The following is a 17,272-nucleotide window of genomic DNA, read 5'->3' as shown; positions in this document are numbered from 1 at the left end:
ACAGGATCGATCGACGGACAGATTCCGGTGCGGGTCTCGCCTCATCAAGATTGATGAGTCCCAAGCAAGCCTTTGGCAGTCAGGATGGTGGGACGTGGACGTGGAAGTTGGACGTGGGACGTTGTTGGGCAAAGGTGGTCATCAACCGGGAGAGATCGTAGGGTTTTCGGATCACTGCATAGCCCTCCTGTGCGGCTTGCTGCGCCACGTCGCTATACCCCGTGATCCGGAAGACGCGCACGCCAGTCACCTCGGCGCGGATGCGCCGGACAGTTCCACGCCGTGGATAGGGCCCGGCATGACGATGTCGGACAGCAAGATGTCGGGATTGAGGCCCCCGTGCATCAGCGCCAAAGCAGCTGACCGCTTCGCTGGCCGCTCTCGCCACGAAGCTACGCGACTCAATTTACTGCTGTGACGTACGCTGGATATCGTCGCTTTCGTCCACCAGCAGGATCATCTGACCGTGAACATCTATCGCCACCGATCGAGCGCACGATGCCTTGTTGGGCGAGGGCGATGAGGTTCGGAAAAGAACATGGTCGGCACGGTGCCGGCGCCCGTCTCGCTCTTGACCTTCAGCGTGCCTTCGATGGCCGCGACGAATCCATACACCTGAGCCAAGCCCAGGCTAGTACCGTTACCTGGATCCTTGGTCGTGAAGAACAGCTCGAAGATGATCGCTGACGCTACGCAGAAGACATCAGCAGCCAAAAGTGGCCGGATCGATCATCGCCGTAACCGAGCCGTACTTGCACGAGACGTGCGGCAACGCGCTCAGCAGTCTCGCTCGCCCTCCGACACTCAGCGACCGGGCGCATGCGCTCCTGAGAGGTCAGCCGGCGCGATGACGGCTCCCTCCTTGACTCCGGGCGCGATATCGAAGGGGCAACGTCAGGAGTTGTGTTTTCGGGTGGCCGAGCAGTGTCGTTGGCAAGAGTGCCACCGAGAACGCGCTACGGGGCAACGTCGTCAAGAGCGACGACGGGGGCGCCGCCGCAGCACACGGTCAAAACATTCCCCGGCGACTCGGGATGAGCATAGCGGGCGCGATCTGAGCACGTCAGTCTTCCGCGACGTCAGTCGAACTACTTGCGTTCACAGCTTTTAGTGCGTATTCTCAAACTACGCATCAAACGCTGTAAATCAACAATACAGCCTATAAACTGTATGTCTCGATTCACCGTACGAACGGCCGATCAACTGCCCACACTCTTGCAGGCCTACCGCAAGGAAGCAGGTTTGACGCAAAGGGAGGTGGCGCTGAGATTGGGCGTCACCCAGCAGTCCTATTCCGCGCTGGAACGCAACGCCGACACAGTCGGTGCCGCACGCTTGCTGAAGCTGCTGCACATCCTGGGTGTAGAACTCGCGCTGAATAAACCATCGTCGCCCCACCATCCGAGCAAGGATGTCTCAGACGCGGGCTCAGGCGCCGACAAACCGGTCTGGTGACCAATGGGACGCCGCTCTCACACCCGCACGCTCGGGCTCTGGATGAACGGGGCGCGGGTGGGCCAATGGAGCCTCGCTCCGAATGCGCCCGACACGCTCCAGTATGACGAGGCCTGGGTTTCGTCAGAACACGGGCGTCCCTTGTCGTTGTCGCTGCCTTTCACACCGGGCAACAGTGCGCATCGCGGCGACAAGGTCCGCGCCTATTTCGAGAACCTGTTGCCCGATAGCAAGGAGATCCGTGAGCGACTAGCGCGTCGTTTCAGCACCGGCTCCACCGATGCCTTTGAACTCCTTGCCGAGATCGGAAGGGATTGCGTCGGTGCGTTGGAGATCCTGCCTGAAGACCAGGCGTCATCGGGCCTTGGCAGCGTACACGCCGAGGTGCTGAATCACGCCCAGATTGCGCAGGTCCTGAGGAGCGCGACGACGCCACAAGGTCTGGGCTGGGGGGCGAGGACAACGAGTTCCGGATCTCCATCGCCGGCGCGCAGGAAAAGACCGCCCTCCTCCTGCGCGATGGGCACTGGTGTCTGCCGCGTGGCAGCACACCCACCACGCACATCTTCAAGCTGCCTCTGGGACTGATCGGCGGCATGAAGCTCGACATGCGCCACTCCGTGGAGAACGAGTGGCTGTGCGCGCTGATACTGAAGGCGTTCGGTCTGCCCGTCGCCCCTTGCCAGCCCATGCAGTTCGAGGACATCACGGCGCTCGTCGTCGAGCGCTTCGATCGCTCGTGGTGGACAGCTTCCGACGGCGATCAGCGCCTTGTCCGGCTGCCGCAGGAAGACATGTGCCAGGCCGTCGGCGTCTCGCCGGAGGCGAAATACGAGGCCGAAGGCGGCCCGGGTATGGACCGCATCCTGGAGCTGCTCGACGGCTCGATCACCCGGGAGCAAGACCAGCGCAACTTTTTCAAGGCTCAGTTGATCTTTTGGATGCTTTGCGCCACGGACGGGCACGCCAAGAACTTCAGCCTGTTCCTGCGCCCAGGCGGCAGCTACCAGTTGACCCCGCTGTACGACGTTCTATCCGCCTATCCGGTGCTCGGCGAGGGGCCGGCGAAGATCTCCGCGCACAAGGTCAAGATGGCCATGGCCGTGCGTTCGAAGAATGCGCATTGGAGGATGCGCGACATTCTCCGCCGTCACTGGGTGGCGCTTGGCGCCAGGCATGGCGTGATCACCGAAGGCGGTCGCGCCGTCGATGCGCTCATCGATGAAGTCGTGGACCACACACCAGCCGTCGTACAAGCAGTCCACGCCGTGCTGCCGGACGATTTTCCACAGGCGGTGACCAACAGCATCCTTAGCGGGTTTCAGGCCGCCGCTGCGCGGATCGCAAAGTCTTGATCCGCAGGGCGCCTGCGCACCCCGACGAAGGCACAAGCAGCACGCAATGGCGGCTTCAGATCAGGCGCGAGTTCGGCGTGTCCAGCGCTGCAAGTTTCGAAACAGACTTGGGCTGCGACGCGATGACGTCGGGACGCTTGCTGCGATCACGTTGAGAAAAGGCGTCCCTGCGTGCCGGATCGCTTCTGCGATCGATGGGGGACTTGGTGGGGAGAGTGCTCACGGCGGCTCCTTGAATCGTAAGAAGCGGTTGGCAAACGTCTCTCCCGTTCAGCGTCCGCGCACCCTCTTCCAAACGCCGCAAAAATGGATTTCATCAGCCAACTCGTGGCCCGCACGCTAGCGGAGGGAGGCGGCAGGCTCCTTGCCCGGATGCAGGAGCGCTCGACTTCGCTCGCGGTCGCGCGGGCTCATCGCACTCACCAGAACCAATCCTCGGGCGATGCGGTACGCGCAGCGCGAGCGCGAATCAGCGCGCAGTGCCCAAGTCCGAGTCGCCGAATGCAGTGTGTGCGCTGGCGCCTGGTGGCGCCATCTGGCGCCGGTACTGCGCTTGCAGCAAGTGATCCGGCACAAGCGATGTCGCTTCAGCCATGAGACGAATTTCCGGAGTGCCCGCGTGCGAAGCCTGGTGCTCGCAAAACGCCTCGATGGCCTGAATTCGAAGCGCTCTATCGCCGGCCGCGTAGCGGCGAATCACGTTGCGATCGCTGTCGGTCATGGTGCTCATCTGTCTCCTCATCGTCATCTTATCGACCGTCTGATCCCGCCATGCCCTTTAGCAAAGGGGCGCGGCACTGCCGAACCGGCGGCTCGCTGCAGGACCAGGAACAAGCGTCCATCCGTCGGATTCGCTCTTCCGCGTCGCCAACGATGCGCAGGCGCCCGCCTGAATCCGGCGACATCGGCCGCCACCCGCTCCGCGGCGGCGAGCAACTGAACCGCTCGGGCCGGTGCACTTCCCGGTGAAGCCCGTTCGCTCCTCACATGCGTCGCGCCTGGCCCGGCTCATTCGCCAACGACCGATCCCAGCCTCCCCACATCCCACGATGACGCCGGCCCAATTCCATGTCGGGACCGCTTTCAGCAGCGCCTCTGGCGCCAGCTGTGCCATGAATCGATAGGATGCGTCGTAGGACGCTAGCTACCACCCAAGCTACCATTTTGGCGCCCGAAATTTTGGTAGCTGGACAGGTAGCTAGCAAGAAAATAGAAAAAACCAACATCAAAAACTTCAATAAAATCAATAGGTTAAAGGAATCATGAAATTCGCCACCTGGAACGTCAACTCCCTGGCCGTGCGCCTGCCTCAGCTGCTCGAGTGGCTGGCCGCCAACCCGGTCGACGCGCTCGTGCTGCAGGAGACCAAGCTCACCGACGACAAGTTCCCGACGCTGGAGATCGGCGAGGCCGGTTATCAGGTGCAGTGGTTCGGCCAGAAGACCTACAACGGCGTGGCTTTGCTGAGCAAGACGCCGGCCAAGGACGTGGTCAAGAACATCACCGGTTATGCCGACGAGCAGGCGCGACTGATCGCCGGAACAGTGGGCGACGTGCGCGTGATCGGGGGCTACTTCCCGAACGGCCAGGCGCTGGACAGCGACAAGTTCGTCTACAAGATGGCCTGGCTGGACGGCCTGCGCGCCTGGCTCGCCACCGAGATGCAGCAGCACGAGAACCTGGTGCTGATGGGCGACTTCAACATCGCCCCCGAGGACCGCGACTGCTACGACCCCGCCGCCTTCGTCGGCCAGACGCACACGTCGCCGCAGGAGCGCGCGCACTTCCAGGCGCTGCTCGACCTCGGGCTGACCGACGCCTACCGGATGTTCGAGCAGCCGCCCAAGAGCTACAGCTGGTGGGACTACCGGATGCTGGGCTTCCAGAAGAACAAGGGCCTGCGCATCGATCACATCCTCGTGAGCGCGGCGCTGAAGGCGCGCGTCACCGCCTGCACGATCGACCGGGCCATGCGCAAGCTGCCCAAGCCCAGCGACCACGCGCCGGTGATCGTCACGATCGACTGATTCCGCCGTCGGAACCTTCCACGACGGTCCGCGCCGGTCAGTCCGGCGCGACCTCGCCCCGCATCAACGCGGCGCATTCGTCCAGCAGCGCATGCAGGCGCTGCACACGCTCGTCGCCCAGGCGCTCGTTGAGCGAGAGCTGCGCGCGCTTCCAGGTCGCCTTCATCTGTTTGCGCCGCGCGTGGCCCTCTTCCGTCGCCTGCAGCTGGCGGCTGCGCGCGTCGGCGCCGGGCAGCGTCTCCACCAGACCCAGCGCCTGCAGCGGCTGCACGTTGCGCGACAGCGTCGAGAGATCGATGTCCATGCGCCGCGCGAGCTCGCTCGGCTGGATCGGCCCCAGCACCACGATGTGCGACAGCAGCGCGTACTGCGTCGTGGTCAGGCCGGACTCGGCGAACTGCGCCTCGCAGTGGTTGGACACCAGCCGCGTCACCTGACGCAGCTTGAAATTCGTGCAGCCCTTGGGCGAGATCGGCTCCGCCTGCGTCAGGGTCTGCCCCTGCGCGGGCGTGGTCTTCGAGGCAGAGACGGATGCGCTCATTGGAGTGATCTCTCAGGGTGTCGCCGGGAGGCTTGACAGCGGATTATTGTAGCTGCAACCATTGCAGCCACAAGCTTTCACTCCGACCCACCGCGACAGGATCTCCTCATGAGCGCAGCATTGACTCCTCCGCCCACCGCCTCGCACGACGACGCGCTAGCCCAATGGCTGGCGGAAGAGAAGGACGTCCGCGCCCGGATCCGCCCGGAACACGGCGTGGCCACGATGGCGGAAATCGCCGGCCTGAACGGCCTCGAACAGATGCTGGCGATGCTCGACGGCAAGCTCCCGCCGCCGCCGATCGCGCAGACGCTGGACTTCACGCTGCTGCGCGCGGCCAAGGGCGAGGTGATCTTCCAGGGCACGCCCAGGTTCCGGCATTACAACCCGATGGGCACGGTGCACGGCGGCTGGTATGCGACGCTGCTGGATTCCGCGCTGGGCTGCGCGGTGCACACGACGATGGACGTGGGCCGTGCCTACACGACGCTCGAGCTGAAGATCAACCTCGTGCGCGCGCTCAACGACAAGGTGCCGGTCGTGCGCGCCATCGGCCGCGTGCGGCACGTCGGCCGCCAGATGGCGACGGCCGAGGCCGACCTCGTCGGCCATGACGGCAAGCTCTACGCCCACGCCAGCACCACGTGCCTGGTGTTTGATCCACCGAAGCGCTAAGAAGTGCCAAGCCCGCCGCCGCTCACCCGCCCCGTGGGGGCGGGCCGGGGTGGGGTGACCTCTGCCCCGCCCGCTTGGAGGGCGGGGATGGGGTGGGAGCGAAACGATAAAACGCGGCTGCCAGAGCCTCGTTCACCGGGTGAATTCAAGCGCGCAGCGCGCTCGCTTCCTTCGCCAGCTGCGTGATGCGAGCCCAGTCGCCCGCCTTCACCGCATCCGCCGGCGTCAGCCACGAGCCGCCGCAGACCTTCACGTTCGGCAGCGCCAGGAAGTCCGGCGCCGTCTGCACCGTGATGCCGCCCGTGGGGCAGAACACGACGTCGGTGAACGGGCCGGCCAGCGCCTTCAGCAGGTTCACGCCGCCGACCGCCGTGGCGGGGAACAGCTTCAGGAACTTGTAGCCCGCGTCGCTGGCCATCATCACTTCGCTGGCCGTCGACACGCCCGGCAGCAGCGGCAGGAAGTTGGCCTCGCAGGAGCTCGCCACGTCGTGCGTGAAGCCGGGGCTGACGGCGAAGCACGCGCCGGCCTTCTTGGCCGCCACGGCGTCGGCCGAGGTGCGCAGCGTACCCGCGCCGAGGATGGCCTCCGGCACCTCGCGCGAGATCGCGGCGATCGCCTCCAGCGCCACCGGCGTGCGCAGCGTCACCTCCAGCACCCGCACGCCGCCCGCGACCAGCGCGCGGGCCAGCGGCACCGCGTCCTCGACGCGGTCGATGACGATGACCGGAATCACCGGACCGTGTTCGGCCAGGCTCAGGGTGTCCTTGATGGAAGTCATGCGATGTCCTCGTAGTCGGATTCGAAATCGGCAGACGACACGGTCGGCAGGCGTTCAGCGCGGCCTCACAGCCAGCTGATCGCGCCCTCCTCCGCCGTCGTCACGTTGCGCCGCATGCCGGCGAAGAGCTCACGGCCCATGCCGGCGCCGTTCTCGATCACCGCGTCGGCGGTGATCTGCGCCAGCTCGCGGCGATCCCAGTCGGCGGCCGGCACCAGCGCGCTCAGCTCGCCGGTGTTGGCGCACACGCGCACCAGGTCGCCATCGCGCAGCTTGGCCAGCGGGCCGCCGGACAGCGCCTCGGGGCTCACGTGGATGGCGGCCGGCACCTTGCCCGACGCACCGCTCATGCGGCCGTCCGTCACCAGCGCCACCTTGAAGCCCTTGTTCTGCAGCACCGCCAACGGCGGCGTCAGCTTGTGCAGCTCCGGCATGCCGTTGGCCTGCGGGCCCTGGAAGCGGACCACGACGACCACGTCGCGCTCCAGCTCGCCGGCCTTGAACGCGGACTGCATCGCCTCCTGGCTGTCGAAGATGCGCGCCGGCGCCTCCACCGTGTGGCGATCCTCCGGCACCGCGGAGACCTTGATCACCGCGCGGCCCAGGTTGCCCGCCAGCAGCTTCAGCCCGCCGGTCGGCGAGAACGGCGCGGCGACGGTACGGACCACGCTGTCGTCATTGCTCTTGGCCGGCAGGTCGGTCCAGCTGACGCTGCCGTCGTCCGCGCGATGCGGCAGGCGGCCAAAGGCGCTCAGGTTCTGGCCCGACACCGAGGTCAGCACGTCGCCGTGCATGAGCCCGGCGCCGATCAGTTCCTTGATCACGAAGCCCGGGCCGCCCGCGGCCTGGAACTGGTTCACGTCGGCGCTGCCGTTCGGGTACACGCGCGACAGCAGCGGCACCACGCCCGACAGCTCCGAGAAGTCGCTCCAGTCGATCAGGATGCCCGCCGAACGCGCCACCGCGATCCAGTGGATCAGGTGGTTGGTCGAGCCGCCGGTGGCCAGCAGCGCGGCCATCGCGTTGACGATGCTGCGCTCGTCGACCATGCGGCCGATCGGCGTGTAGTCGCGCTGCGGAATGATCTTCAGCGCCTGGCGGACCGCTTCACGGGTCAGCGCCTCGCGCAGGCCGTCGTGCGGATGCACGAAGGCCGCGCCCGGCACATGCAGGCCCATCGCCTCCAGCAGCATCTGGTTGCTGTTGGCCGTGCCGTAGAAGGTACAGGTGCCCGCGCCGTGATACGCCTGGGACTCGGCCTGCAGCAACTCGTCGCGGCCGACCTTGCCCTGCGCATAGAGCTCGCGGACCTTGGCCTTGTCGTTGTTGGACAGGCCCGAGCTCATCGGCCCCGCCGGCACGAACACGCAAGGCAGATGTCCGAAGTGCAGCGCGCCGATCAGCAGGCCCGGCACGATCTTGTCGCAGATGCCCAGCAGCAGCGCCGCGTCGAACACGTCGTGCGACAGCGCCACCGCCGTGCCCATCGCGATCGTGTCGCGCGAGAACAGGCTGAGCTCCATGCCCGGCGTGCCCTGCGTGACGCCGTCGCACATCGCCGGCACGCCGCCGGCGACCTGCGCGGTCGCGCCCAGGCGGTGGACCTCGTCGCGGATGAGCGCGGGATAGGTCTCGTACGGCTGGTGCGCCGACAGCATGTCGTTGTAGGCCGTGACGATGCCCAGGTGCGGGGCCTTCTCGGCCACGATGCGCAGCTTGTCGTTGGCCGGCATCGCGGCCACCGCATGCGCCACGTTCGCGCAGCCCAGGCGTTGCACGCCGCGTTGCCGACCCGCCATGCGTTCGATCAGGTCCAGATAACGCTCGCGCGACGCGGCGCTGCGCGCCTTGATCCGCGCGGTGACATCCAGAATGGTCTTGTTCATGCCGACTGCCGATGTAACTCGGCCAGGGTTAGATTGGTAACCATATTACACGCCCGGGAGGTCCAACGGCTCTCCAACAGGCCTTTCCCGGGTACAAGCTGGTTACAGAAACGTTCCGGGAACAACGAGCTGGCGGCACGCCACGTTCCCACACTGAAGTCCTCGGTAGCAGAACCGTTGCAGGAGGACAGTGGTCGGGGGCGGGAGGGCGTGGGGTTTCCGCGCTTGCCGCGGGGGCCCCATGTCCTCGCGACCAGCGCACCGATCGTTGCAGGGAGATATCCACCCTATGGCAGCATCTCTCCCATGATCGCCGACCCTCTCGCCGAAGCCAGACTGGAAGACCTGCCCGCCCACAGCCAGCAGCTGTTGAAAGTGGCGGAACGCACCTGGGACCGTGAGCACGGCCTGATGATGTTCGCTTATGGCTCGCTGATGTGGAACCCTGGTTTTGACCCTGCGCAGACCTTGGTGGCGAGGGTCCAGGGCTACCACCGCGCGTTGCGGCTGCGCTCGCTGGTGAACCGGGGCAGCAGCGAGCAGCCCGGCCTCGTGATGACGCTGTTGTCGGGCGGGAGTTGCCGGGGGTTGATCTACCGCGTCGAACCCAAGGACAGCGAGGCCACGCTGCACCGCCTGTGGCTGCGGGAGATGGTGGTCGGCACCTACGTGCCGCGGTGGCTGGACTGCCATTGCGCCGACGGCCTGGGCACGCGCAAGGCGCTGGCCTTCACGCTGTCGCGACGCAGCCCGGGCTGGGTCGGCGACATCGCCGACGACCGGCTGCTGCACATCCTGCGGCACGCACGCGGCCGCTACGGGACGACACTCGATTACCTGCAGCGTGCCGTGACCTGCCTGCGGGAGCACGGCATCCACGACCGGGCGCTGGAGCGTCAGCTGGCGCTGGCCCGGTCTAACGGACTTTGAACGGACTCTGAACGGACCGGGCGCTAGCCCAAGGTCCGCAGTCCTTCGCCACTCGGACGCGGCTTCAGCGGATCCAGGGCGAGCCGCTCCAGGTCCTCGACGGTGTCGACGTCGATGAGCACGCCCGGATCGTCGACCTCCACGGCCTGCGCCGGATAACGCGCCAGCAGCCGGCGCGCGCCCTCGTCGCCCTGCAGGCTGGCGAGCTCGGAGAAGAGTTCCGCGTTGAACCCCACGGGATGCCCGCGACGCCCGCGGTGCTGTGCGTAGGCAATGGGATCGTGCTCGATGGCCTGCGCGACGGCGGCCAATGTGGTGGACCGCACCATCGGCATGTCGGCCGGCAGGATCAGCCAGCCGGGCGCATCCCCGGTCGCGGCGACACCGGCCGCGATCGAATGCCCCATGCCCAGCGGCGCGGGGCGCCCGAGGCGGTCCTGGTCGGGCAGCACCAGCATGTCGCGCGAGGCCACATGGCGTCGGACCAGAGGCGCCAACGCGGTCGAGGTCACCACCAGCATCGGCAGGCCGGAGGCCATCGTCTGGCGCAAGGTCAGCGCCAGCACGGTGTCTCCATTCACGACCTGTTCCAGCTTGTGGCCCTCGCCGCGAAAGCGCTGGCCGCGCCCTGCCGCGAGCACGACGACGGCGGGTCGTCGCTGATTCATGCGAACTTCCTTCTGGTTTGGTCCCGATCCCCCTGGGCCAGGCTCTGCGGCGCGGCTCGACGGGACCAAGCATGCCTGCGGCGGGAAAGCGCTCCCACCCGGAGTTTCACGAGTGGGAGCTTTACTTAAGGATTCGCCCGATACTCCAGAGGATGGACAAACTCTCCGACCTTCGAAAGAGCTACGAGCGCGCCGAGCTCGATGAACAGCAATCCGCGGGCGAGCCGCTGCGCCAGTTCCGCGAATGGTTCCAGCAGGCGCTGGACGCGCAGGTGCCCGAACCCAATGCGATGACCCTGGCGACAGTCGGCGCGGATGGGCGTCCGTCCACCCGCATCGTGCTGATCAAGGACATCGAGGAGCGCGGCCTCGTCTGGTACACCAACTATGACAGCCGCAAGGGCCGCGAACTGGCGGTGCATCCGTTCGCCGCCCTGCAGTTCCACTGGGTGGAGCTGGAACGCGTGGTCCGCATCGAAGGCCGCGTCGAGCAGGTCGATGGCGCGCAGTCCGATGCGTACTTCGCGTCGCGGCCGCTGGACTCTCGCCTGGGCGCGTGGGCCTCGCCGCAGAGCCAGGTGATCTCGTCGCGCGCGGTGCTGGTGGCCAACGCCGCCAAGGCCGCGGCCCAGCATGGGTTGAGCCCGAGCCGGCCGCCGCATTGGGGCGGCTACCGGCTCGTGCCCGAGCGCTGGGAGTTCTGGCAGGGGCGCAAGTCGCGGCTGCATGATCGGCTCGTGTATCGGCGTGAAGGCGACGGGTGGATCCGCGAACGGCTCGCGCCCTGAGGTCAGTACTGCCACGGCCGCTGGCCCTCACCCCCGCCCTCTCCCGCAAGCGGGAGAGGGAGAACGACCGGCTCGACTCGCGGCGCCGAATCCTCTTGCCCCCTCTCCCGCTTGCGGGAGAGGGTTGGGTGAGGGGTTCTCTCCCGCGCGCGGGAGAGAACCGGGGTCGATGCAGTCCTCAGAACTTGACCTGCAGCCCCGCAAAGAGGCTGCGGCCCGGCAGCGGGGTCAGGTCGCGGATGGTCTGCACGCTGCTGGCGTTGTAGGCCAGCTTGTTGGCCAGGTTGTCCAGCTTGACGTACCACATCGCGTCCAGGTTGCCGATGTCGAAGTGGCGCGCGATGTTCAGACGCAGGATGCCGTAACCGGCCGTCGGCGTGTCCAGTGCCGGCACGCGATCCTGACGCAGCGCGCCGCGCAGTTCGGCCTGGACCAGCCATGGGCCGCGCTCGGCCTGGATGGATACGCTGCCCCGCACCGGCGCCAGCCGTGGCAGCGGCTCGTTGGTGTCGCGGTTGGTGCCGCGCACCAGGTCGATCGTCGTGCCCAGCGTCAGGTCCCAACCCGCGAGTTTAGACAATGGCTGCTTGCCTTCCAGCTCCACGCCGTGCATCCGCGCACGCACGCCGCGGTACAGGTACTCGGGCACCGAGGCGATCTCGCCGCCTTCGCCGACCTCGTCGATGCTGCGGCCGCTCGCGTCCAGCGCGATGTAGTTGGAGAAGCGCGTCTGGTAGACCTGCACGCTCCACTTCGCATCGCCCTGCTTCCAGTGCAGGCCCAGGTCGACCGCCTTCGCGCGCTCTACGCCCAGGTTGATGTCGCCGACCTCGTAGGCGCCGGACGCCACGTGCACGCCGTTGGCGAAGAGCTCGTAGAACGTCGGTGCACGCTGGCTGCTGCTCAGGTTGCTCGACAGGCTGAAGCCGTTGCCCAGCTCATACGCACCGCTCAGCGAGAAGCTCTTCGGGCTGAAGCGCCGCGTCACCGGATCACCGAAGCGTTCCTCGTCGCCGCCGGTCGAGCCGATGTTGACCCGCTCCGCGCGCGCGCCGGCTTGCAGGCTCCACGGGCCCGAGCGGAACTGCTCGATCAGGAACAGCGCGTTGTTGCGGGTCTTGGTGCCGGGCACGAGCGCTTCTTCGCCGAGGGCGGAGAAATCGCTCAGTTCCCATTGCCAGCCGAGCACGCCCTGCATCGTGCCCCAGTCGCCCTGCAGCGCCGAATGCGTCGCCTCGATGCGGCCGTCCTTGCCGTCGGACGAGAACACGGTACCGACCTCGCCGCTGCCCTCCACTTCCTGATGCTTGTAGCGGCTGCTCGCGAACTGCCAGGTCAGGCGCGCCAGGCCCGGCAGCGGATCACGCCATTCGCCGGCGGTCGCCAGGCGTTGACGCTGCATCTGGATGCGGACGTCGGGCTCGACGGTGACGCCGTACTCGTTGTGATAGTCCTCGACCGACACGCCGGCGTAGCCTTGCGAGAACAGCAGTGAACCGCCCACGGCGCCGCTGCGGCCATGGCTGTCGGAATTGCGGACGTGGGACGAGATGCCGTCCTCGCTGTCGAAGCGCGGCACGCGCTGGTCGTCGGCGCGGCGGTCGGCCGCGTCCACGTGCCAGGCGAAGCCGGTGGTGCCGCCGTCGAGCACGACGGCGCCGCCACGCTCCTTCGAGGCGCCGCCCAGACGCAGTTCCGCCGCGCCGTTCAGGCCGGGCTGGGCCAGGCGCGGGATGCGGTTGTCGATCGCGTTGACGACGCCGCCGATCGCGTTGCCGCCGTACTGCAGCGCCGCCGCGCCGCGCAGCACCTCGACCCGCGTCAGCACCAGCGGATCGACCGGCAGCGCATGGTCGAAGCTCAGGCTGGACGCATCGACCGAGGCGCCGGAGTTGCTGAGCATCCGCACGCGGTCGCCGTCGAGGCCGCGCATCGTCGGGCGGTTGCTGTTCGGGCCGAAGTAGGTCGAGCCCACGCCGGCCATGCCGTCGAGCGTCTCGCCGAGGCTGGCACCGCGCTTGAGCGTCAGCGCATCGCCGCTCAGCACCTGCACCGGCGCGGCGAGTTCCTTCTGGCTCAGCGGATTGCCGGTCACGACGACCACGTCGAGCTTGTGCTTGTGGGGACGGTCGGCGCCGCCGGACGTGGTGCCGCCGTCGGCCGCTGCCGATGCGGCAGAGTCAGCCGCAGCGGAGGCTGGAGCCGGCGCGGCCGGCGCCTGTTGCGCCCAGGCGCCGCCGGCGGCGACGCTCAGCGCGATGGCCAGCAGCGTGGGTTGGAAAGGGGCGTGCGAAGACGCCGACGAACGGATCGAAGGGGACGGGAAGGCCATGGCAACACTCTCGAGCACCGGCGGCGGTACGCCGCGGCGCCATCAAATTCTTGGAGGGCCCGTGCCAGCGCGCCGCGCATGCCGACGGCATGCGCGAACGGCCCGGTCGCGTGAACGGACACGTCCGGAACGGACGCGCCTGAGCAAGGGCGGAATCGATGGAGGTGTCAGGCTCTGGGCGGCCCGCGAGCGCCTTTTCGCCACTGCTGCGCGAGCATGGCGTCATGCGGCTGATCGATGCCGACGGGGATGTCCGGCGGCAGCGCGGTCCAGGCGGACGCCTGGACGATGGGGCCCAGCACATGGCTGAGCTGGTCGAGGAGCTGGCAATCGCCGGAGCCGGCGACGTGCCCGAATGTCAGAAAGCTGCCGTCCTCGGCATCGCCGGACCCGGCCCGTGCGGCCAGTTCCGCGCGCTCGACGGCGGCGGCCTGCTGCGCGGCGGCGACCGCGAGCCGGACAGGCTCCGGCATCGGCCCGCCGTGCAGCGCGCGGTGCACCAGGCCCAGCGCCTGGAAGCCCAACACGGTGACCACGCACAGCCAGATCCACCAGCGCTGCTGGCGGGTCATGGCGGTGGAGGATGAGCGCGACATCGGGATCCGTCGTTGTCAGCGCAGTCAGCGCGTCGCGCGGACAGCGTCCGTCACGCGATAGAACATGCCATAGGGATCGTCGTTGAGGACGGCCATCTGGCCTTCCACCGTCACGACATCCAGCGTGTAGCGCACCGGCGTCTTGCTGCGGACCTCGACCAGACCTTCCGGACCGGCCGGCACGCAGAACGAGCAGCTCGTCGGCACTGACGACAGCAGGAAGTGGCTCTGCTTGTCGCCCGGCTCCAGCGGCATCATGAAACCCTGGACCTTCACCGTGCGCTGGTTCAGCGCCAGCACGCCGGACGGAAAGCTCGGGATGACCTTGCTCTTGTCCGCCTTCACGGTGACCGAGGACAGCAGCTTCCAACTGACGACGCCCTCGACCTCCTGCAGCGGCTTGAAAGGGCTGCGCGGGTCGTGATAACCGGGGCCGGAGCCCATCGGCATCGCGGCGCCCGTCGCGGCGGACGGCGCCGCCGACGTCGTGGCCTGCGCGAACGACATCCCCGCAGCGCCTGCCATGACGATCGTCACGAGCGCGAGCGCGACCCGGCGGGCGGGCGTTGCAGCGGTGGTGGCGCGAGTGGTCATCGGAGCGGCGGCGTGAATGCGGTCTGAGGACCGCGTGAAGCTCGCCATTGTGCACCGGCTCGACGACCGTCCGGAGCAAGGTCCGGGCGCGCCGCGTTCAGCGCGGCGTCTGCAGCAGCTCGGTGACGTCGAGCCGGTAGCCGCGCCAAGCCGGCCAGGCCGCGGCGATCAGGGCCAGCCCGAGCGCCAGCGCCGGCACCAGCGCTTCCCACCCGGAGACCCAGGCGCCGGAGATCCGCACCGACTGCTGCTGCGCCAAAACCGCGCCGAGCCCCACCGCCAGCGCATGGGCCAGGCCCAGCGCGAGCAGCGTGGCGAGTCCCGCCAGCATCAGTGCTTCCATCGCGATCAGCGCGGCGACGCGCCTCGGCGTGGCACCGAGCATCCGCAGCATCGCGAGATCGCCCTGGCGCTCGCGCACCGCGTGCAGCAGCGCCACCAGCACCGACAAGGCCGCCGCCAGCAACAGCACGCCGCCGAAGCCGCGCAACACGTCGACGCCCACGCCGACCATGCTCAGCAGCCGCGCCGTCTCCAACGCAGGCACCGAGGCCTGCAGCCCCGGCTGCGCATTCACCCAGCGCGGCAGCATCACGGCGGCCAGCGGACTGCGGTAGCGGACCAGCACCATGCTGACCTCGAGCGAAGCCTCGTCGTCATGCGCGGCCTCGCCGTGTCCGTGTGCCGCATGCGCGTCCCAGACGGAAGCGAGATCCGTCAGCACGAGCCGATCGACAACGCCCCCGTCGGCGCCAGCACGCCAGTGACCTCGTAGGCCTGCTCGTGCTCGTCGCCGCCGGACGCGAGGCCGTGCGTGCCGTGGAACCGGTCGCCGGGCTTCAGGCCGGAGCGGCCCGCCACCTCCGCGCCGAGCACGGCCTGCATCGGCGCCTTCCACGCCTGCCCTTGAGCCAGCGTGAGTTGGTAGAGCGCCAGATAGTCGGCCGTCGTCCCGACGATGCGGAACCCCTGGAAGCTGTCGCCGAGCGAGATCGGCACCGCCTGCGCCACCAGCGGCTGCGCGCGTAGCTGCGACACCGTGGCCAGCGGGATGTTGCCGGTCGACTGGTCGAGGTGGAACACCCCTGCCAGCAGGATCTGCATCGGGCTGCCCTTCGCGCCGACGACCAGGTCGATGCCGCCGAGATCGCGCTTCAGGCCCTGCTCCATCTGCTCGCTGACCAGGACGACGAATCCGATCGCCGCCAGGCCGAGGCTCAGCAGCATCAGGTTGAGCGCCGTCAGCATCGGACGCGCCCAGAGGTAGCGCCACGCCAGGCGCGGCAGGTTCAGCGGCGCGCGGCTCATGCGGATACGGCGCTCCGGGTCTGGAGCCGCAGCCGATGCAGCGACGGCCATCCGGTCCACGCGGCCTCGATCCGGGCGTCATGCGAAGCGATGACCAGACACACGCCGTGATCGGCGGCCGCGCGGCGAAGCAGCGCCAGCGTCGTGTCGCAGGCCTCGTCGTCGAGGTTGGCGGTCGGTTCGTCGGCGAGCACGAAGCGCGGCGCGCGCAGCAGCGCCCGCGCGAGCGCCACCCGCTGCGCCTGCCCCTGGCTGAGCGCGTGCGGACGGCGCTCCTGGAGCGCGCCGATGCCCAGTTCATCAAGCAAGGCCCGGATGCGCGCGAGATCGGGCGCCAGTCCGGCCGCCACGTAGGGCAACGACAGGTTGTCGCGCACGCTGAGCGAGGGGCTGAGGTGCAGCCGCTGCGGCACGAAGCCGAGGTGCTCGCCGCGCCATGCATCGCGCGCGGCCGGCGCGAGCGCGCCGACGTCGACTTCCCCCATCGCCAGCCGCCCGCCCGACGGCGTCAGCAGGCCCGCCATCAGCGCGAGCAGCGTGCTCTTGCCGCTGCCGGACGCACCGCGCAGCAGCAGATGCCCGTCGGCGGGCAACGCGAAGTCCGGAAACCGCAGGTCGGCGCCTCCCGCGGGTCCAGCCCCGGACGCACCGTCGCCATCGACGCCGCGCGCCCGGTCCCGCCCGCCGTAGCGGTAGCGCAGCCCGTCGATAACGAGGCTCAATCCGCCGCCTCGTCCTTCAGCAGTGCCTTGAACTTCTTGGCGAACTTGTCGACCTTGGGCGCGACGACGAAGGCGCAGTAGCCCTGCTCCGGATGGTTGGCGAAGTAGTCCTGGTGATACGCCTCGGCGGGCCAGTAGTTGTCTTCGGGCTGGATCTCGGTGACGACCTTGCCGCCGTGCGCGCGTTGGGCCTCGTCGACGACCTGGCGGATCACGGCGAGCTGGTCGGGCCGCGTGTAGTAGATGCCCGAACGGTATTGGGTGCCGACGTCGGCCCCCTGCCGGTTCAGCGTGGTCGGGTCGTGGATGGTGAAGAAGACCTGCAGCAGGTCTTCCAGGCTCACGAGCTTCGTATCGAAGCGCACCCGCACGACCTCGGCGTGACCGGTGCTGCCGGAGCAGACCTGCTCGTAGTTCGGGCGGGCGAGCGGTCCGTTGGTATAGCCGGACTCCACGCCGAGGACGCCCTTGACGCGCAGGAACACCGCCTCGGTGCACCAGAAGCAGCCGCCACCGAGGGTGATGAGGTCCTCGCCGGGCGGGAGTTGGACGGGGTTCGGGGTGGTGGTCATGGCGGGTTCCTCAAGAATCGGTCGGCCGGTTCACTTGTGGGC

Annotated in this window: 20 protein-coding genes; 7 read left to right on the top strand and 13 right to left on the bottom strand. The window is 68.0% G+C overall.

The features are described 5' to 3' along the window. Positions 1–1,170: 1,170 nt before the first annotated feature. From ACQ859_RS16000 to ACQ859_RS15990, 3 genes are read left to right on the top strand one after another with little or no spacing between them, the layout of a single operon-like run. Positions 1,171–1,455 carry a helix-turn-helix domain-containing protein gene (locus ACQ859_RS16000; protein ID WP_431261774.1) on the top strand — a complete coding sequence of 95 codons (285 nt, stop codon included), beginning with the start codon at positions 1,171–1,173 and terminating at the stop codon, positions 1,453–1,455. A 3-nt stretch (positions 1,456–1,458) separates the two neighbouring features. After that, positions 1,459–2,043 (top strand): HipA N-terminal domain-containing protein, encoded by a 585-nt coding sequence (locus ACQ859_RS15995; protein WP_431261773.1) that lies wholly within the window; start codon positions 1,459–1,461, stop codon positions 2,041–2,043. Then, complete coding sequence (locus ACQ859_RS15990; protein WP_431266568.1) at positions 1,929–2,810, top strand: HipA domain-containing protein; 882 nt, start codon at positions 1,929–1,931, stop codon at positions 2,808–2,810. Before ACQ859_RS15995 ends, ACQ859_RS15990 begins: the two co-directional genes overlap by 115 nt. A gap of 55 nt (positions 2,811–2,865) precedes the next feature. On the opposite strand, the gene ACQ859_RS15985 is transcribed toward ACQ859_RS15990, so the two are convergent. Then, positions 2,866–3,033, bottom strand: coding sequence for a hypothetical protein (locus ACQ859_RS15985; RefSeq protein ID WP_297532306.1), 168 nt, complete (start codon positions 3,031–3,033; stop codon positions 2,866–2,868). A 246-nt stretch (positions 3,034–3,279) separates the two neighbouring features. Next, positions 3,280–3,540: a hypothetical protein gene (locus tag ACQ859_RS15980; protein ID WP_431257696.1), complete on the bottom strand. Its 261-nt coding sequence runs from the start codon at positions 3,538–3,540 to the stop codon at positions 3,280–3,282. A gap of 532 nt (positions 3,541–4,072) precedes the next feature. Here ACQ859_RS15980 and xth point away from each other — a divergent pair. Next, positions 4,073–4,837, top strand: a complete 765-nt coding sequence (gene xth / locus ACQ859_RS15975; protein WP_431261772.1) for an exodeoxyribonuclease III — start codon at positions 4,073–4,075, stop codon at positions 4,835–4,837. A 37-nt stretch (positions 4,838–4,874) separates the two neighbouring features. Here xth and ACQ859_RS15970 read toward each other — a convergent pair whose 3' ends face one another. After that, positions 4,875–5,378, bottom strand: coding sequence for a MarR family winged helix-turn-helix transcriptional regulator (locus ACQ859_RS15970; RefSeq protein ID WP_431261771.1), 504 nt, complete (start codon positions 5,376–5,378; stop codon positions 4,875–4,877). Between the two features lie 108 nt (positions 5,379–5,486). On the opposite strand from ACQ859_RS15970, the gene ACQ859_RS15965 reads away from it, so the two are divergent. Continuing rightward, positions 5,487–6,053, top strand: a complete 567-nt coding sequence (locus tag ACQ859_RS15965; RefSeq protein ID WP_431261770.1) for a PaaI family thioesterase — start codon at positions 5,487–5,489, stop codon at positions 6,051–6,053. 145 nt (positions 6,054–6,198) lie between these two features. Here the strand turns inward: ACQ859_RS15965 and ACQ859_RS15960 are convergent, their stop codons facing one another. Both ACQ859_RS15960 and edd read right to left on the bottom strand, forming a co-directional pair. After that, complete coding sequence (locus ACQ859_RS15960; RefSeq protein WP_431261769.1) at positions 6,199–6,834, bottom strand: bifunctional 4-hydroxy-2-oxoglutarate aldolase/2-dehydro-3-deoxy-phosphogluconate aldolase; 636 nt, start codon at positions 6,832–6,834, stop codon at positions 6,199–6,201. A 65-nt stretch (positions 6,835–6,899) separates the two neighbouring features. Further along, the gene (edd, locus tag ACQ859_RS15955; RefSeq protein WP_431261768.1) at positions 6,900–8,720 is read right to left on the bottom strand and encodes a phosphogluconate dehydratase; all 1,821 of its coding nucleotides are present in this window, start codon (positions 8,718–8,720) and stop codon (positions 6,900–6,902) included. 306 nt (positions 8,721–9,026) lie between these two features. Here edd and ACQ859_RS15950 point away from each other — a divergent pair, with 306 nt between their 5' ends. Next, on the top strand, positions 9,027–9,650 hold the full coding sequence (locus ACQ859_RS15950) for a gamma-glutamylcyclotransferase (protein WP_431257702.1): 624 nt from the start codon (positions 9,027–9,029) through the stop codon (positions 9,648–9,650). 23 nt (positions 9,651–9,673) lie between these two features. Here ACQ859_RS15950 and ACQ859_RS15945 read toward each other — a convergent pair whose 3' ends face one another. Beyond that, positions 9,674–10,318, bottom strand: coding sequence for a nucleotidyltransferase family protein (locus ACQ859_RS15945; protein ID WP_431261767.1), 645 nt, complete (start codon positions 10,316–10,318; stop codon positions 9,674–9,676). A 152-nt stretch (positions 10,319–10,470) separates the two neighbouring features. Between ACQ859_RS15945 and pdxH the strand changes: the two genes are divergently transcribed. Further along, a complete protein-coding gene (gene pdxH, locus ACQ859_RS15940) occupies positions 10,471–11,106 on the top strand; it encodes a pyridoxamine 5'-phosphate oxidase (RefSeq protein WP_431261766.1) in 636 nt (211 codons plus the stop codon). A gap of 178 nt (positions 11,107–11,284) precedes the next feature. Here the strand turns inward: pdxH and ACQ859_RS15935 are convergent, their stop codons facing one another. From ACQ859_RS15935 to msrA, 7 genes are all read right to left on the bottom strand, one after another. After that, positions 11,285–13,438: a TonB-dependent receptor gene (locus ACQ859_RS15935; RefSeq protein WP_431261765.1), complete on the bottom strand. Its 2,154-nt coding sequence runs from the start codon at positions 13,436–13,438 to the stop codon at positions 11,285–11,287. Positions 13,439–13,605: 167 nt separating this feature from the next. Continuing rightward, complete coding sequence (locus ACQ859_RS15930) at positions 13,606–14,010, bottom strand: hypothetical protein (protein ID WP_431261764.1); 405 nt, start codon at positions 14,008–14,010, stop codon at positions 13,606–13,608. Positions 14,011–14,058: 48 nt separating this feature from the next. Next, positions 14,059–14,628, bottom strand: a complete 570-nt coding sequence (locus ACQ859_RS15925) for a DUF3299 domain-containing protein (protein ID WP_431261763.1) — start codon at positions 14,626–14,628, stop codon at positions 14,059–14,061. A 97-nt stretch (positions 14,629–14,725) separates the two neighbouring features. Next, the gene (locus tag ACQ859_RS15920; protein WP_431261762.1) at positions 14,726–15,352 is read right to left on the bottom strand and encodes an FtsX-like permease family protein; all 627 of its coding nucleotides are present in this window, start codon (positions 15,350–15,352) and stop codon (positions 14,726–14,728) included. Continuing rightward, positions 15,346–15,936 carry an ABC transporter permease gene (locus tag ACQ859_RS15915; protein WP_431261761.1) on the bottom strand — a complete coding sequence of 197 codons (591 nt, stop codon included), beginning with the start codon at positions 15,934–15,936 and terminating at the stop codon, positions 15,346–15,348. The genes ACQ859_RS15920 and ACQ859_RS15915 overlap by 7 nt, the downstream gene beginning before the upstream one ends. Continuing rightward, on the bottom strand, positions 15,933–16,658 hold the full coding sequence (locus ACQ859_RS15910) for an ABC transporter ATP-binding protein (protein ID WP_431261760.1): 726 nt from the start codon (positions 16,656–16,658) through the stop codon (positions 15,933–15,935). Before ACQ859_RS15910 ends, ACQ859_RS15915 begins: the two co-directional genes overlap by 4 nt. Beyond that, the gene (msrA, locus tag ACQ859_RS15905) at positions 16,655–17,230 is read right to left on the bottom strand and encodes a peptide-methionine (S)-S-oxide reductase MsrA (RefSeq protein WP_431261759.1); all 576 of its coding nucleotides are present in this window, start codon (positions 17,228–17,230) and stop codon (positions 16,655–16,657) included. The genes ACQ859_RS15910 and msrA overlap by 4 nt, the downstream gene beginning before the upstream one ends. Between the last annotated feature and the right edge of the window lie 42 nt (positions 17,231–17,272).

The sequence above is a fragment of the Roseateles chitinivorans genome, assembly GCF_050632235.1.
Lineage (GTDB): Bacteria > Pseudomonadota > Gammaproteobacteria > Burkholderiales > Burkholderiaceae_C > Roseateles > Roseateles chitinivorans_A.
This window is presented reverse-complemented; position numbering and strand designations above follow the sequence as displayed.

Coding starts and splice junctions, on each gene's coding strand:
- xth (WP_431261772.1), top strand. CDS start 4,073: ATGAAATTCGCCACCTGGAACGTCAACTCCCTGGCCGTGCGCCTGCCT.
- ACQ859_RS15930 (WP_431261764.1), bottom strand. CDS start 14,010: ATGACCCGCCAGCAGCGCTGGTGGATCTGGCTGTGCGTGGTCACCGTG.
- ACQ859_RS15915 (WP_431261761.1), bottom strand. CDS start 15,936: ATGAGCCGCGCGCCGCTGAACCTGCCGCGCCTGGCGTGGCGCTACCTC.
- ACQ859_RS15980 (WP_431257696.1), bottom strand. CDS start 3,540: ATGAGCACCATGACCGACAGCGATCGCAACGTGATTCGCCGCTACGCG.
- ACQ859_RS15925 (WP_431261763.1), bottom strand. CDS start 14,628: ATGACCACTCGCGCCACCACCGCTGCAACGCCCGCCCGCCGGGTCGCG.
- ACQ859_RS15965 (WP_431261770.1), top strand. CDS start 5,487: ATGAGCGCAGCATTGACTCCTCCGCCCACCGCCTCGCACGACGACGCG.
- edd (WP_431261768.1), bottom strand. CDS start 8,720: ATGAACAAGACCATTCTGGATGTCACCGCGCGGATCAAGGCGCGCAGC.
- ACQ859_RS15950 (WP_431257702.1), top strand. CDS start 9,027: ATGATCGCCGACCCTCTCGCCGAAGCCAGACTGGAAGACCTGCCCGCC.
- msrA (WP_431261759.1), bottom strand. CDS start 17,230: ATGACCACCACCCCGAACCCCGTCCAACTCCCGCCCGGCGAGGACCTC.
- ACQ859_RS15960 (WP_431261769.1), bottom strand. CDS start 6,834: ATGACTTCCATCAAGGACACCCTGAGCCTGGCCGAACACGGTCCGGTG.
- ACQ859_RS16000 (WP_431261774.1), top strand. CDS start 1,171: ATGTCTCGATTCACCGTACGAACGGCCGATCAACTGCCCACACTCTTG.
- ACQ859_RS15935 (WP_431261765.1), bottom strand. CDS start 13,438: ATGGCCTTCCCGTCCCCTTCGATCCGTTCGTCGGCGTCTTCGCACGCC.
- ACQ859_RS15995 (WP_431261773.1), top strand. CDS start 1,459: ATGGGACGCCGCTCTCACACCCGCACGCTCGGGCTCTGGATGAACGGG.
- ACQ859_RS15970 (WP_431261771.1), bottom strand. CDS start 5,378: ATGAGCGCATCCGTCTCTGCCTCGAAGACCACGCCCGCGCAGGGGCAG.
- pdxH (WP_431261766.1), top strand. CDS start 10,471: ATGGACAAACTCTCCGACCTTCGAAAGAGCTACGAGCGCGCCGAGCTC.
- ACQ859_RS15945 (WP_431261767.1), bottom strand. CDS start 10,318: ATGAATCAGCGACGACCCGCCGTCGTCGTGCTCGCGGCAGGGCGCGGC.